This window comes from Cytophagaceae bacterium (genome assembly GCA_016722655.1).
In the GTDB taxonomy this organism is placed as follows: domain Bacteria; phylum Bacteroidota; class Bacteroidia; order Cytophagales; family Spirosomataceae; genus Leadbetterella.
The window spans coordinates 1,111,995-1,127,979 of the sequence record JADKIR010000005.1 but is presented as its reverse complement, the minus strand read 5'-3'; the positions used below and the strand labels follow the sequence as shown (position 1 = coordinate 1,127,979).

Annotated in this window: 15 protein-coding genes and 1 tRNA gene; 8 read left to right on the top strand and 8 right to left on the bottom strand. The window is 34.5% G+C overall.

All coding sequences use genetic code 11. From position 1 onward, the window contains the following. Position 1: 1 nt before the first annotated feature. Positions 2–646 carry a pyridoxamine 5'-phosphate oxidase gene (gene pdxH / locus IPP61_20735; GenBank protein ID MBL0327549.1) on the bottom strand — a complete coding sequence of 215 codons (645 nt, stop codon included), beginning with the start codon at positions 644–646 and terminating at the stop codon, positions 2–4. A 337-nt stretch (positions 647–983) separates the two neighbouring features. On the opposite strand from pdxH, the gene IPP61_20730 reads away from it, so the two are divergent. The 4 genes from IPP61_20730 (at position 984) to IPP61_20715 (ending at position 7,639) form a co-directional block, all read left to right on the top strand. Further along, positions 984–2,810 carry a DUF349 domain-containing protein gene (locus IPP61_20730; GenBank protein ID MBL0327548.1) on the top strand — a complete coding sequence of 609 codons (1,827 nt, stop codon included), beginning with the start codon at positions 984–986 and terminating at the stop codon, positions 2,808–2,810. 103 nt (positions 2,811–2,913) lie between these two features. Beyond that, positions 2,914–2,986: transfer RNA gene (locus IPP61_20725), tRNA-Thr, on the top strand. A 188-nt stretch (positions 2,987–3,174) separates the two neighbouring features. Further along, positions 3,175–6,639: a PKD domain-containing protein gene (locus IPP61_20720; GenBank protein MBL0327547.1), complete on the top strand. Its 3,465-nt coding sequence runs from the start codon at positions 3,175–3,177 to the stop codon at positions 6,637–6,639. A 223-nt stretch (positions 6,640–6,862) separates the two neighbouring features. Beyond that, positions 6,863–7,639 (top strand): hypothetical protein, encoded by a 777-nt coding sequence (locus tag IPP61_20715; GenBank protein ID MBL0327546.1) that lies wholly within the window; start codon positions 6,863–6,865, stop codon positions 7,637–7,639. A gap of 118 nt (positions 7,640–7,757) precedes the next feature. Here IPP61_20715 and IPP61_20710 read toward each other — a convergent pair whose 3' ends face one another. From IPP61_20710 to IPP61_20690, 5 genes are all read right to left on the bottom strand, one after another. Next, positions 7,758–7,949, bottom strand: a complete 192-nt coding sequence (locus IPP61_20710; protein ID MBL0327545.1) for a hypothetical protein — start codon at positions 7,947–7,949, stop codon at positions 7,758–7,760. Positions 7,950–8,727: 778 nt separating this feature from the next. Further along, positions 8,728–9,456, bottom strand: coding sequence for a hypothetical protein (locus IPP61_20705; GenBank protein MBL0327544.1), 729 nt, complete (start codon positions 9,454–9,456; stop codon positions 8,728–8,730). A gap of 203 nt (positions 9,457–9,659) precedes the next feature. Beyond that, entirely contained in the window at positions 9,660–10,430 is a 771-nt protein-coding gene (locus IPP61_20700) for a hypothetical protein (protein MBL0327543.1), read from the bottom strand. Between the two features lie 184 nt (positions 10,431–10,614). Beyond that, complete coding sequence (locus tag IPP61_20695; GenBank protein MBL0327542.1) at positions 10,615–11,382, bottom strand: hypothetical protein; 768 nt, start codon at positions 11,380–11,382, stop codon at positions 10,615–10,617. A gap of 184 nt (positions 11,383–11,566) precedes the next feature. Continuing rightward, positions 11,567–12,232 (bottom strand): hypothetical protein, encoded by a 666-nt coding sequence (locus IPP61_20690; GenBank protein ID MBL0327541.1) that lies wholly within the window; start codon positions 12,230–12,232, stop codon positions 11,567–11,569. Between the two features lies 1 nt (position 12,233). Here IPP61_20690 and IPP61_20685 point away from each other — a divergent pair, with 1 nt between their 5' ends. After that, a complete protein-coding gene (locus IPP61_20685; protein ID MBL0327540.1) occupies positions 12,234–12,566 on the top strand; it encodes a hypothetical protein in 333 nt (110 codons plus the stop codon). A gap of 79 nt (positions 12,567–12,645) precedes the next feature. On the opposite strand, the gene IPP61_20680 is transcribed toward IPP61_20685, so the two are convergent. Further along, positions 12,646–13,368, bottom strand: a complete 723-nt coding sequence (locus IPP61_20680) for a hypothetical protein (GenBank protein ID MBL0327539.1) — start codon at positions 13,366–13,368, stop codon at positions 12,646–12,648. A 306-nt stretch (positions 13,369–13,674) separates the two neighbouring features. Between IPP61_20680 and IPP61_20675 the strand changes: the two genes are divergently transcribed. From IPP61_20675 to IPP61_20665, 3 genes are all read left to right on the top strand, one after another. Next, positions 13,675–13,965: a hypothetical protein gene (locus IPP61_20675; GenBank protein ID MBL0327538.1), complete on the top strand. Its 291-nt coding sequence runs from the start codon at positions 13,675–13,677 to the stop codon at positions 13,963–13,965. Next, positions 13,966–14,271, top strand: a complete 306-nt coding sequence (locus IPP61_20670) for a hypothetical protein (protein MBL0327537.1) — start codon at positions 13,966–13,968, stop codon at positions 14,269–14,271. It begins immediately after the preceding gene. A gap of 652 nt (positions 14,272–14,923) precedes the next feature. Continuing rightward, positions 14,924–15,166 carry a hypothetical protein gene (locus IPP61_20665; GenBank protein MBL0327536.1) on the top strand — a complete coding sequence of 81 codons (243 nt, stop codon included), beginning with the start codon at positions 14,924–14,926 and terminating at the stop codon, positions 15,164–15,166. 385 nt (positions 15,167–15,551) lie between these two features. Here the strand turns inward: IPP61_20665 and IPP61_20660 are convergent, their stop codons facing one another. Continuing rightward, positions 15,552–15,965: a transposase family protein gene (locus tag IPP61_20660; GenBank protein ID MBL0327535.1), complete on the bottom strand. Its 414-nt coding sequence runs from the start codon at positions 15,963–15,965 to the stop codon at positions 15,552–15,554. Positions 15,966–15,985 lie beyond the last annotated feature (20 nt).

Below are 15,985 nucleotides of genomic sequence, written 5' to 3'. Positions count from 1 at the left end.
CTTAGGGACTTAACCTTTCTCTTTTCCAAACGCTCCCTTCTAAAGTGTAGAGCAGGCGGTCATGCAATCTGTTGGGTCTTCCTTGCCAAAATTCTATCGTTTCTGGTCTTAAAAGGTATCCGCCCCAATGCTCAGGCTTAGGTACAATTACTTCATTTTTGAATTTTTCATGATAAAAAGCCAGCTTTTCGTCCAATACCTCCCGTCCGGCAATCACCTCACTTTGGTTGCTGACCCAGGCTCCAATCTGGCTTTCTCTTGGTCGCGACCAGAAATATTCTGAGGACTCTTCCTGAGATATTTTTTCAAGTTTTCCTTCGATCCTTACCTGTCTTTCAAGTTTATCCCAGAAAAAAGTCATGTTTCCTTCGGCATTTTCTTCCAATTCCTGCCCTTTGTGACTGCTGTAATTGGTAAAAAAAACAAAACCTCTCTCATCAAATCCTTTCAATAATATCACCCTCGATTTTGGTTTTCCACCGCTTACAGTAGAGACAATCATTGCATTAGGCTCTAAAATACCTGATTTTAGTGCATTATCAAACCATTCCGAGAACTGCTTCATTGGGTCGGTGCTGGCAAGGGCTTCTGTAAGTTCAAGTTTGGTGTAATTTTGACGAAGTTTCGAAATATCTGTATCTCCCATAATTATCAACCTTTATTATTATTATTACGTATTATTATTAAATTTGCATCACAAAAAGCATCAAAAATTTTTAATGATCGAACCTAGTTTAGAACCAGCCAGCAACATTGATGAAAAAGTAGTCATCAATGCCGAAAACCAAACTTCGGAGACTCCGGAAACAATAGTTTCTGTTGAGGAAGAAATTACCCAGGAATCAGCCCCGGAAATAACAGCTTCTGTGCCACAAAGTTCAGAAAATATTTCAGAGGAAAAAATGACTGATATCACTGCAACATCAGAACCTACTGAAACTTCGGAGGAGCCGGCAGCAGAAATCAAAACTGATTTGCCTGAAATGGGAGATGAAATACAGGAAGACCTGGAAGAAATTGAGGAGATTTCGACTGTCACACATTTTGATGACGATTTCAGTAATTATTCCAAGAAAGACTTCGTTGATCTGGCCGACAAGATGCTTCATGCCATGCAGTCCCGCAATCTAAGCGTGGCTGATGTTAAGAATATTGACAACGTACTTAAAATAGTTCGGGTTTCATTTGACGACCTGCATGCTCAGGAAAAAGCCGAGGCCCGAAAATTATATATTGCCGAAAACGGAAATCAGGAAGGATTTGATTTCAGGAATGACAATTATTCTATTCGTTTTGAAGGAATTTTGATACAAATCAGAGACCAGCGTCAGGCATTTTTTCAAAAACTTGAAAGAGAAAGAGAAGATTATTTTGAGGTTAAGACAAGGTTGCTACAGCAATTAAGAGAAATCGTCGATACCGAAGAGAAAGGAGAATCAAAAAACAATTGGGAAGCCTTCAAAAAGCTACAAACCGAATGGAAAAATGCAGGGAATGTAAATTCACCGCACAATGGTACACTTTGGTCGGCTTATAATGCCCTTGTGGACAGGTATTTTGACATTAGGAGTATCCAAAACGAGCTCAAAGATCTTGATCGCAAAAAAAATATAATAAATAAGGAAGGGGTAGTAATCAAAATCGAGGCCATTGCCGGGGAATTGAAAGACTCACCACTTACCAATGTAGTTTTGAAGAAAGCCAATGACCTTTTGGCTGAATACAAGCATATTGGTCCGGGAATAAGAGAAGAACAGGATGCACTTTGGGCTAGGCTTAAAGCCGCTTTTGATGTGATCTATGAGAAGAAAAGGGAGTTGGGTAAAGAAAATCAGACCCTTTTGGAAGATACTTATAAAGCTAAAAATCAAATACTTGAAAATTTGAAGGGCTATTTAACCTTCCAAAGTGACAGCATTAACGAATGGAACGCCAAGTCAAAAGAGGTAATTGAAATTCAGGAACAATGGAATTCCATAAAAGGAGCAATGCCACGTGAAAAAGGCAAAGATGTCAGCAAAGATTTCTGGCATTCTTTAAAGCAGTTTTTCAAAAATAAAAGTGAGTTTTTTGCAAAATTGGAAGCAAAGCGTGAGGCCAATTATAAAGCCAAAGAAGAACTATGTATAGCTGCGGACGAAATTTTGGCAACAGGTGATCATTCGGCTCCTAATACGAATAAAATTATTGAGTTACAGAAAAAATGGAAAACCATAGGCCATGTACCTGAAAAATACAAGGATACGCTTTACAATAAATTTAAAGCAACTTGTGATCAGTATTTTGATCTGAAAAGAAACGAAACCAAGGCACAAGATTCTGAATATGATTCCAATCTGGCTGCCAAAGTGGCAATTTGTGTAGAAGTGGAAAAAGCAGCAGCTGACGGTAACTCAGAGCTTTCAAAACTTTCTGATTATAAAAAGAAATTTGCGGCCATTGGATTTGTGCCCCGCAAAAATATGCAGGAGATTCAGTCAAGATTTATAAAAGCCATAAATGAATATGTAAAATCGGCTTCCGGAATTGATAAGTCTGAAAAAGACAAACTCATGCTACAAAATGAGGCTGAGGTGGTATTAAAATCAGGAGGAAATTCGAAGAATCTTGACAAACAGGAAAATGAAATAAGGAGGAAAATGAAAACTCTGGAGGAGGAAATCACCCTTACCAAAAACAATATTGAGTTTTTTGGGCACTCTAAAAATGCAGAGAAACTCAAAGAAGAGTATATGAAAAAGGTAAGGAAAGGCGAGCAGGAGTTAAAAGACTTGCAAGACAAGCTGAGATTAATAAATGCTGCCAATTGATATTCCTTAATTTTCAATAGGTTAAGAAAAAGTTTTAATTTTTTGAAAAAATGATTTGCGTGGTGCGAAATTTGGTCTTAATTTTGCATCACAATTAAGGAACGCCTCCTTAGCTCAGCTGGTAGAGCAACTGATTTGTAATCAGTAGGTCATTGGTTCGATCCCGATAGGAGGCTCTTGAAAATCAAGGGGTTATGTTGAAAAACATGACCCCTTATTTTTTTGATACATACAAGATACATACTATTGTCGTTTTACTTTTTATTGTTGACTAATTACAAGAAAGATTTTTTTTAGACTTTAATCAAATTCTTGTATAAATGGTTTGATAAAAATTTGGTTTTTTAAGAAAATATCCTATATTTTGAAATCAAATTTAGGGTTTGGTTTATTTAACAAAAATCAAATTACTTTGAAGAACCTAATTTTAATATTCACTCTAATAGTACCATATTTAACTTATTCTCAAGATAAATGTGGATTTGATTCTATTCATCAAAATTTACTCAAAACAAACTTTGAATATTCTCAAGAATTTGTTTCCCGTAATACTGAACTAAACGAATTAAAGATAAATGACTATAAAAGTTATAAATCTAAGATCAATGAAACAAATATTTTTATAATTCCAATTGTAATTCATATTATGAACAATGGAGAGGAAATTGGTATTGGTACAAATATCGATGATATCACTATTTTCAATTCAATAGATTATTTAAATAGAGTTTATAATGGGACTTATCCAGGAATTGTAGGAGTTGGTGATATTCAAATCCAATTTGAACTCGCAAAAAGAACTCCATCTAATGATTGCACAAATGGAATAGAAAGAATAAATGCATCTTCAATTCCAAATTACAGTCAATTTGGTGTAAAATCAAATGCTAGTATATCAGGAAATGGTTGTTCTGATATTGATTTAAAGAACTTTGCAAGGTGGAATCCAAATGATTATTTAAATATTTGGGTAGTCAATAGAATTGACAATGGTTCAATTGTCGGTTATTCCCATTTACCAAGTCAATCCGTATCTATTAATCAGGATGGAATAGTAATAGTGTCGAGTCACCTTTTTTCAAGTGTATTAACACATGAAATGGGACATGCCCTTGATTTATTACATATTTTTGATAGTTTGTTTGAATGTATATTCCCAATAATAGAATGCAGCAATTCCGGTGACTATATATGTGACACTGATCCGGTTACTGAACACAGTGAATGTAAATCTTCGGATGAAATTAATTCTTGTACGAATAATCCATTCCAAGAAAATACTGAACTGAATATAATGGGATATACGCTTTGCCGACGGTTATTTACTAACGGTCAAAAAATTAGAATGCAAGAATCAATGAATCTCTCTAGAAGGGCTAGTTTAATTCGGTCCAATAATTTAGCTTTGAAATCACCTTTTGCAGATTTAAATATTATTGGTCAATCAGTAAACTCTTTAAATATTCCCGCTGGCGATAGACCAATTGTTTCCTTTATAGAAAAAAATAATGGAAATATACCTGCCGGTCAAAATTATGTAAGTTTCCATTTATCATCAGACAATATTTTAACTCCTGGCCAAAGTGGTGATAAATGGATTGGAGACTTTTTGGTTTCAAGTGTTGGGGCACAATCTAATTCATCGCAATTTAGCACTCAAATAACTATACCTACAATTACAACTCCGGGACTATATTACCTCTTTTTTTCTGCTGATGGAAATCAGAATATAAATGAATGTAATGAAAGTAATAATTATAGTACGGTTATTATAAATGTATTAAACACATCTTGTACTATTCCTTCAATTCCAACAATTGGTTCAGCTACTAGTATTAGTAATACCTTTTTTACCGCAAATTGGCATTCAAGTAATAATGCAGATACTTACTTATTAAACGTTTCAACATCTTCAAATTTTAACCCAGGTACTTTTGTTCCAGGATTTGAAAATATTGAAGTTAATGGAATTTCTAAAATTGTCCCTGGTGTATTTTGTAACACAGTTTATTATTATCGAGTTCGAGCAAAAAGAAATTGTGGTTCTACGAGTAATTACTCCCAATATTCAATAGTAACAACATCAACTTGTGGTGGTGGTAGTTCACCAATAAATGACAATTGCAATGATGCGGTATCTTTGACACCTAACAACATTTGCAATAATATCTCAGGAAATTTAAATGAAGCAACTTCAAGCGGAATTGCGAAACCAAATTGTGATAATTTTATAAATCCAGCAATGAAAGATATTTGGTATAAGTTCTCATCAAATACCACAGGTGCATTTTCAATAAATGTAACTGCTCTTACTGGTTTTGATGCAGTTACAACACTTTATGATGGATGCAATGGAAATGAACTTAACTGTTCTGATATTTTGGGAAGCCCTAATTCTATTATTAGTGCCAATTTAACTTTGGGGCATAATTATTATATCAGAATATATGATTATGGCATAACTGACCCTTCAAATCCTAACTTCAATATTTGTGTAACTAGTCCGGCTTCTTGCAATTATCCCTCTCCCCCAAATGTTAATTCTCCTACCTACATTGGTCAAAATTCATTTCAAGCAAATTGGAACTTTGTAAGTGAAGCTTCAAAATACTATATGGATGTTTCTACCAATCCAGAATTTACAACTTTTTTTGGTACTTATAATAATATGTTAGTAGGAACCGGCTCTGGTTACAATATTTCCAATTTGAATTGTAATACAATTTATTATTATAGAATCCGATCAGAAAATAGCTGTGGGCAAAGCTTAAATTCGACAATAAACAGTATAACAACAAATTCCTGTAATTGTAGTCAGATTCCCGAAAGTTATGTTGGAATGATTACCCATTATAGGATAAACGCAGGAAATACTATTCAATGGAATGCCACTGGAAGTAATAATCCTGATTATTTTGAATGGACATTCCCAGGGGGTAATCCTTCAGTTTCAAATGAAACTTCTCCCATTATCCAATACAACACGCCAGGAATTTATGGAGTTACTCTAAGGGCACATAATAATTGTGGATGGAGTAATATAAATATTCAAAATAGTATGGCATATGTATTAGAACCTTGTTCTGGTCCTCCAGTACCACCATTAGCTAAAACGGGTACTACTTATCCAGGGTCATTTATCGCTAACTGGGAACATTCTCAAGGGGCAATTTTTTATAAAATAGATTGGGCATATAATTCAAATTTTACAAGTTATTTTATTAGTGATTTATTTACTGGAGAAGGAAATCACAATCAATGGACAACTGGCGAATGTGGAAAATATTCGTTGTATTACCGAGTTAGGGCAGTCAACAACTGCGGAACGAGTTTAAATTCAAATTCAATTTTCCTTAATTACAACTTTATACCCCTTCCACCAAACACAATTAATGGAATAAAATCGATCTTAACTGGTAATTCTACATCTTTAGTGGCAAATGGATGTTCAGGACAAGTAAAATGGTATGATTCAATAAGTGAAGGTAACCTATTGTTTTCAGGTAATCCATTTCAAACTCCTAATTTAAACACTAATACTAATTATTTTGCATCATGCTTGAATAATTGTGAAAGCGAAACAAGACTTGGTGTAACCATTGAAGTTTGTTCAAATTTAATAGAAAGCATAAAATCTGGAAATTGGAATGATCCAACTGTTTGGTCTTGCGGAATTATTCCAAATATGAATAGTAAAGTAATAATTAATACTGGCCATACAGTATCAATTTCTATTGGTGATCAGGGTAACTGCTTGAATTTAGAAACCAAAAATGGTTCAATATTAAATGTCCCAAAAGGAGCAAAATTAATAGTTATTTCTCAGTAGAAGATACTTTCTAGAAATTATGTATGCAATACTTTATCTATACTTATAATATACTTCTTTAATACCTTTCCTATAAAGCAGTTAGGATTAGGAAATTTAGGATTCTTAGGAAATCTAGGACGCTAAAATGCATAGTGATGCAGGAAAGTGCAATCGAATCAGAGAATGGATATTGACTCTAAATAGGGGTATATATTCGTGCCAAACTAAATTATTTAATATTATGGCACGCCAAAAAGGCTTGATTAAATTAGATGGTACTATCGGAGGTATTACCTTCTACAAATCGAAAGATGGCTACCTTGCCCGTGAAAAAGGCGGAGTTAGCGGCGATAGAATCGCGAACGATCCAAATTTTCAAAGGACCCGTGAAAACGGTGAAGAATTTGGCAGAGCCGGGAAAGCCGGTAGATTGTTAAGGACTGCATTACGCAATGTTTTGAAAAGTTCTGCAGATGGAAGAATGGTTGGCAGGTTAACTGCTGAGATGGTAAAGGTTATCCAGGCGGATGTGACCAACACAAGAGGCCAGAGAAACGTGATTGATGGTGAAGCGGAGCTTTTAATTGGTTTTGATTTTAACATCAAAGGGAAGCTTAGAAATACGCTTTATGCTCCTTACACTCAAAACCTCAGCAGGGCAACCGGTTTGCTGGAAGTTACAATTCCTGCTTTTGTTCCTGCAAATATGATTGCTGCTCCTAATGGTGCAACTCATTTCAAAATTGAATCAGCCGGGGCTGAGGTAGATTTCGAAAATGAGGTTTTTGTAACCGAAACCAGCGAAACCTCAATCATCGCTTTGGATGGCACTGCTACAGCTCCAATTACCCTAAGTAATTCCGTTTCACCTAACAGTGTACATCCATTGTTCTTGGTACTTGGAATCGAGTTTTTCCAGGAAGTGAATGGAGAAATGTATTCATTGAAAAATGGCATGTTTAACTCCCTTACTTTGATTGGTGTAAACGGTAGCCAGGTGGTTTTGTCAGGTGGATAAGATCAGCCATCTTGAAAATTCTAAGCCCTGCCTTTGGTGGGGTTTTTTTTATGCCCAATCCTAAAATCCTAGATTTCCTAAGTTTCCTAAACATTAGGATTTTCAAAGCACTGCCCCCCTAAAAGGGCAATGCTGAAAGGAAACGCTGACCTGTGGAATGAACCCAAAGGTAAGAACCACCCGGTAAACTGTAAACCCTGATGCCCCGCCTGGGAGACTGGATAAAGAAAACCCTGGATACAAACCGCTGGTAGGCGTAGGGTGAAAGCTGTAAAAACTCTGAAGCTGAAGATGATGAAAACTGTGACATAAGTAAAAAATTTATATGCCTCTCAGAGTTTGGCGGATAAAAAAATACAAAAGGAAACGGAATAAATGATGGCCTTGTGCGGCTGGGTGTGTTTATGCCGTAGTCTTTTTTATTTTTTTGTGCTGGTTTGTGCGTTTGGCCGCCAAACTAACTTAGCATATGAATTTTTTACGCACAGGGTTTTTCATTTTCAGATTTTTGGGGAAAAGGTTGAAGTCGGGATTTGGAGGCCTCTGGCGGTTGATATGAGCAAATGATTGGCTTTTTGAAGCAAACCCAACCTTTTAATATTTTTTTCGAAAACAGAAAAGAAAAAAAAGACAAGCTCCTCAAAAAGTGGCAAAATGGGGCTGTCAAGGTTTTTGAGAAAAAAATACTACCACGCATTGGCGTGGTGGAGATTTTTTTATCAAAACCCGTAGGGCTTGACCTTTACAGGCTCATTTTGGCACTTTACCTTTGCTATTTCTTTTTTTGAGAATAATTATTCCTCAAATGACAACAGAAACTATTTTTAAAATAACCATAAAGGAAACAAAAACTAACAGATAGAATTGCAAAGAAAAAATTTATGGTATCATCTTGAGATTACTAAATAATTGAATCCATAAGGAAGGAAAAATACGAAGCATTTAAACTAATATGGGGGATATATGTTTGAAATTTTCTAAGAAACTATCTTGAAAAAGTAAGAAAATGCATTAAAAACCAATTGAAATTTAGTATTTATCGGAAATTGGCATAAATAAAACGCTTACCCGATTGTACAACTAGTGTGCTATTTTCCAGTATTGGCGAGGGTTGTTTGTTCAATTATGTTGAGATAAATTTTACCGTAATAAAACTGCTTTCCGACTTTTCTGGTTTCTAAAATTAAAATAAACTTATCGGTTTTATTAATCGTGTATGATTTTACAAGTTTTCCGCTACTCAATGGATAATACTTTACTAACTCATCAATAGTAAAGAACTCTGGCAGCTTACTAATATCTGGCGAAGGTGTAGCGGGATTGTTATCATCAAACAAAAGTATACTAAAAGTAGAGGTTAAAGCATATTCGCTTTTATCGATTCTTTCTGCACCTAAAGCTATATTTGCACCTGTACCATATTGATCTTTATCATCTTCGTATGCATTTCTGAGAGATGTTTCGATAGGAGCTTTGTAAATGATAGGAGTTATTTTGATATCTCCTGTTTTTGCATTAACGACCTCTACTTCTATCTTCATCATTCCAGGCATGTCATAACGAGGGTTAGCCGTTTTAATATCTACATTGAAGCTCTTTGGTGTACCATCTTTATTGGGAGCTAGTATTTTGAGCTCATCAGCTGTAAGAGCGTTAGGATTCTCCTCTTTCACAGGATCAATCGGAATAGGTTTATCACAACTTTGCATACTTGTGGACATAAATGCAATAAATAGTAAAAATGCTATTTCTCTGAGCCCAAAAAGTGCTGAAGTCTTTTTAATAAGGATTTCGTGATTGATTTCTTGTGTTGTCATTTTGATAGTTGTTTTTTTAAATTGAATAGCTTAGTTAGAATTCGGTTTTATTTGGTGATCCAATATTAATAATATCTTGTGTTAGTTAAAATAATGAAATAGAATATGTAGTAACAAGCCTACAAGGTAATTTGATTTTTATGTGTATTGCCAATAAAAAAACTAATTCTATTCGGCTCTAATTGAAAATATTTACTAAAGACTTAGTTTTGTACTCCTTTCAATGCCTCTTCTGAAGGGTTAATAGAATAGATAACAGTATCCAACTTACCCTCTCCCATAAAATCAACATCCATAGTCATACTATATGATTCAGACTTTGATAAGTCAAAAGTTTTTACAAGTGTAGTACCATTTGTATAATATTTTCTAAATTCATCAAGTGTAAATCTTTCCGGTAATTGTGCTATATGAGGAGCTCTTGTTGATGGGTTATTATCATCAACACTAGAAATTTCAACTCCACTAGTAAGACTCCTTTTTATATCGCCATTAATAGCATCACTAATTAAAGTTAAATAATAAAAAGGTTTACCAGGATTGATTTCTGATGCCTTAGTAAATATTGCTTCTAGTGAGCTTTTATTGATAATGGGAGTAATACTATAAGCTCCAGTTTTAGCATCGATGAGTCTAATCTCTATATCAATAAACCCTTTGAATGCTTCGGTGAAGTTGGTATTATTTGGCACAGGACTTACTGGTACTACTACCACAGGCTTACCATCGAGGATACTGGGCTTGACCCAGCCTTTGGCAACTAATTTAGGGTGAGATGGATCAAATGCTGATTCAAATAGTTTCTGTTCTTCTGTTAACGGTGTTTCTACTGGTTCGGCTGGCGAACCTTTATCACAATTTTGAAGGTTAAAACCACCCAAAGTTATCAACAAAGAAAATAATATAGACCTGAGCCATTTTGGAGTTTTCTTAATAAGTTGGATCGATATCTTATGGTTTACTTCTTTCGCCATGATGTTTTGTTGTAATAGTTGGTAAATGTGTTTATTATCAAAATGTTATGCAATTTTAATCATTTTTTTGGTTATTGCAAATGGAGATTTGAAATACTACTATAGGTATTTGATATTGACAATACAAAGAACTGACATTTCTGTAAATTACACATTCCACTAGGTACAAATATTTATTAAAGACTTATTTCTGTACTACTTTCAATGCCTCTTCTGAAGGATTAATAGAATAAATAACGGTATCGAATTTCTGTCCAATTGTTGCAATATCCATAATCATCCTCAACGACTCACTCTTATTAATTTCAAAAGAAGCTACCAAAGTAGTGCCATTAGTATAATATTTTCTAAATTCTTCCATAGTAAATCTTTCGGGCAACTGTGCAAGATAAGGTGCTCTTGTTGCAGAATTATTATCGTCTTTATTAATAATCGAAACACCAGTTGTAAGACTCTTCTTAATATCACCATTTATCGCATCACATACCAATGACATACCATAAGAATCTTTCTCAGGTACAAGTTCTTTTCCTTTTTCGATTATTTTCTCAACACTACTTTTATTGATAATCGGAGTAAAACTATATGAGCCGGCTTTGGCATCTATGAGTCTAATCTCTATATCCATAAACCCTTTGAATGGTTCGGTGAAGTTGGTATTATTTGGCACAGGACTTACAGGCACAGTCACCACAGGCTTACCATCGAGGATACTGGGCTTGACCCAGCCTTTGGCAACTAATTTAGGGTGAGTTGGATCAAATGCTGATTCAAATAGTTTCTGTTCTTCTGTTAACGATGTTTCTACTGGTTCGGCTGGCGAATCTTTATCACAATTTTGAAGGTTAAAACCACCCAAAGTTATCAACAAAGAAAATAATATATACCTGAGCCATTTTGGAGTTTTCTTAATTAGTTGGATCGATATCTTATGGTTTACTTCTTTCGCCATGATGTTTTGTTGTAATAGTTGGTAAATGTGTTTATTATCAAAATGTTATGCAATTTTAAGGATTTTTTGTTGTCCATGCAAATGGAGATTTGAAATACTACTATAGGTATTTGATATTGACAATATAAAGAACTGACATTTCTGTAAATTACACATTCCTCTAGTTCAAATATTTATTAAAGACTTAGTTCTGTACTACTTTCAATGCCTCTTCTGAAGGGTTAATAGAATAGACAACTGTATCTAACTTACCCTCTCCCATAAAATCCACATCCATTATCATTTTAAAAGATTCACTTCTAGTTAAATCGAAACTTTTAGATTTATCGATTGAAAATGAATTATATTTAGCAAACTCATCCAAAGTAAATCTAATAGGAAGTTGGAGTAAATAAGGAGTTGGAGTTGCAGGATTATTATCATCTCTATCTGCAACAGATACACCTGACATTAGGTTTCTCTTTATATCACCATTTATCGCTTCATTTACTAGTGTAAGGTAATAAAAAGGTTTTCCAGGATTGATTTCTGATGCCTTAGTAAATATTTTTTCTAGCGAGCTTTTATTGATAATTGGTGTAATACTATACTGTCCTGTTTTAGCATTGATAAGTCTAATCTCTATATCCATAAACCCTTTAAATGCTTCGGTGAAGTTGGTATTATTTGGCACAGGACTTACTGGTACTACTACCACAGGCTTACCATCGAGGATACTGGGCTTGACCCAGCCTTTATCTATCAGTTTTTGATTTGTAGGATCAAATGCTGAAGCGAAAAGCTTCTCCTCAGCAGTAAGAGGGATTTCCTCTGGATTAGGGTCTTTATCCTTATCACCACAACTAGCCATAGTGGCAACTAGCCCCGTACCTCCCAAAGTAATCGTGGTGGTGGTAGCACTTGGTGCGAGAGCCGTCATGAGAGCGAGTGTACCCATGCGTACTTTGTTACCCCAACTACTCGTATCAGTACTCTGCCCTTCTGCTGACATTGTTACTGTGTCTGAGGTGATGACCTCACCCCCCCGCCCCTCTCCCGAAGAGAGGGGAGCTATTGCGTTTGTGTTGTTTTCTTTTGTCATGATGTTGGTTGTATTAGTGATAAATGTGTTTATTATCAAAATGTTACACAATTTTAATCATTTTTTTGGCTTTTGCAAATGGAGATTTGAAATACTACTATAGGTATTTGATATTGACAATATAAAGAACTGACATTTCTGTAAATTACACATTCCACTTGGTCCAAATAATTATTAAAGACTTAGTTTTGTACTACTTTCAATGCCTCTTCTGAAGGGTTAATAGAATAAATAACAGTATCGAATTTCTGTCCAATTGTTGCTAGATCCATAATCATTCTGTATGATTCAGATTTAGACAAATCGAATGTGCCAGTTTTTATAGAAGTAAAAGGATTATATTTAGCAACTTGATCAATTGTAAATTTTTCTGGTAATTGAGATATCCAAGGTGTTGGAGTACTTGGGCTGTTATCATCTCTATCTGAAATTGAAATACCTGGAGTCAGATCTCTTTTAAGATTACCATTAATTGCTTGATTAACTATTGATATTCCATATTCACCTTTTCCAGGAACTAACTCATATCCCTTCTGAAATATTTTCTCAACACTATTCTTAAAGATTAGCGGAGTAATACTATATGAGCCAGATTTCGCATCGATGAGTCTAATCTCGATATCCATAAACCCTTTGAATGGTTCGGTGAAGTTGGTATTATTTGGCACAGGACTTACTGGTACTACTACTACAGGTTTACCATCGAGGATACTGGGCTTGACCCAGCCTTTGGCCACGAGCTTAGGATTTGTGGGGTCAAATGCTGAGGCGAATAATACTTGTTCAGGTGTAATTTTGGTGTCAACTGGTGGGTCAGGAGTATTCCCTTTATCGTCACAACTACTTAATATTATGGCGAACAAAAAAATTGGGATTACTAGTTTAAATAAACTGGTGAGATTCATATTTTACTATTTTACTGCAAAATACAAAAAAAACTAATATACAATTATGGCATTACAATTTTAGAAACTATTTATTTCTGCAAAAACTCTATCAAAGAAGTTAAGACATTTTTATTGATAATTTTCCCAAATGAGCCAATTGACTTAATTTGAGTCTAATCAAAATTAAGACTTTAAGAACCCAAAATATTTCTAATATCATAAGCTCTTTTTAATTGCTTTAACTTACTTTTTTAGCAATTATCAAGTTGCTTAAATTATTGGCAAGGGATGCTAAATAAACAAGACTAATTTCGGGCTATGAAAATGAAGGATTTATCATTGATATGGATGGAAGGGAATAACTATGCCATATTGAGCTTACCATTTATTACTTATTCCATTCAGCCGAATTGGAATAACAAGATCAACCAGAATAATTCTGAAAAGCCATTTATTGCGAGTTTTAAAAGCTCAATATCAATGTTTCAATCTTTTGATTGTGAGTATAAAACTACAAATGAAGCTAAAAATGGTTGTGAAATTCATCTTAAAAAACTTCTGGAATTTTTGTTTCAGAGGCTTGATACAATTGTGGATTTTGGTGTGAAAGAATAAATGGATAAAGTATTAATTAAGCTAAAAAGTGCTATTGAGGAAAAACTCATACATAGAAAAATAACGGTTGAAGTTTTTTCAAAAAATAATAAACGAAATCCGTCTTTAAGTGAGATCAAGTTAATCGGGCATACTAAAGAAGGTTATAAGGCAGATTGCAGAATCGTTTTTTATTCTGACACTATGGTAGCAAAGTTTGCTGAAGGCAACACTGATGTGTGTGAATGGATTATGGAACAATTTCTTCAAAAGCCACATTATGATGTTTATAATTTTCTTCTTTCGACCAGTGGCAGATATCCATAAATTTAAAATCGAAACAGGTACAATGCAATGGGGGCAAGAGAGACCCAGACAATAAGTAAAGCATACCTATAAAAAAGGTGCGGCTGGAAAAAGCATGTGTGGCTCATGGATTTATTCCGGGATGTGCGGAAGGGAAAGGAATGGAATAAAAAACAAATGTGGTAAGGTAAACTAAGTAAGCTTTTATAAGAATTAACAGAGCTTTGAGGGTTGGAATTTGTTTTTTGTGGAATGGATGTGCGGAAAGGTGCGGAAGCCAAATCCATGAGCCACTGATGCGGTGCGGTGGCTTAGGATAGTGAAATGAATGGAACGGAATGGCTGACGTGGGTTTAATTCCTGTTGATGGTAAATATTATGACGTGCAATGAATGAAATTTCCTAAGACACATGGATTGGAATGAATTTTTTGCTTTACTAATAGGCTGCACCGCTAACAGGGTGGTGGGGAATTGTGGCCTACTCTTTACGAAGCAGGGTTTTGTGCGTTGGCCGTGCGGCTACTTAACATAATAGAATTATATAAACAGGGGCTTGACCCTGAAGCGATAGCGGAACCTACGGCTGGTTATATAATGCTCTATTATGTTAAGTAGCTTTGGGTTGTTTTTTCTGGCATATCTTCTCTGCAGAATTATACTCTTTAAGCAAAATGTCTTTTTGCTGTGCGGCTGGAATAGCTCTTTGTTTTACTGAGGAACGAAGAAAACAATTTGCTATGTGGGCGGATGGGGGCAAAAAGTATGCCTCGGCGGCCCCGACAGAAAAAACAACGAAGGGCTGGCGTGCGGGTGAGGAAAACCCTGCAGTCATCATCAGAGAGAGATTTATTTTAGGAATAACCTCAAAATCATATTACCATTTAAAAAGTAATGGTTCAAATTATATTATTTAAACTTTTAATATTGCTTGTAGTGTAAGTAGAAATAGAAATCAATGAATGGTTTTAGAATATTTTATGATGAACCTATATGATATTTTAAAAATACATATTTTTCGACAAAATATTTACGATTTGAAATTTTTAAAAAAGAAGGGAAAAGACTAGATTTTAAAAAAAAATAGAAAAACCACTGCATATAAGAAATAACAAAAAGTGATTATTATATTGGGATTTATTTCAAAAAAAATTGAGAAAAATAAGCCTACACCCATATTTAAACCAATGGAGTTGAATATTTAGTTGAAATTATATTTGTTTTATCTTCACCAAATTTTCGGGCTGTTGTTTCTTTTTGAAGAGCATCATGAGATCTTTCTTAGTTGTAAAATCTCATGTATTATTCAATTCCAAAATAGAGTTCGTGTCCTCCATTTGCTGGATTAATATAAACATACTCATATTTAATAGTTCGCCAAAATCTTTCAATAAAAATATTGTCAATGGCTCTTCCTTTCCCATCCATACTTTGTTTTATGCCAAACTCTTTAAGTAAAGAGACAAAATCGTCTGAGGTAAATTGAGCTCCTTGATCTGTATTAAAAATTTCTGGTTTACCCCATTTAGATAAGGCTTCTCTACTGATTGTAACACACCAATCAGCACTCATATTATTTGATAGCCCCCAGTTCACTATAAACCTACTATATAGGTCTATTATGGCATATAAATACATATAACCACGTGGCATTGGTATATAAGTAATATCAGAAGCCCATACTTGATTAACTTTTTCAATTTTTAGTTTCTTCAATAGGTAGGGGAATTTATAAA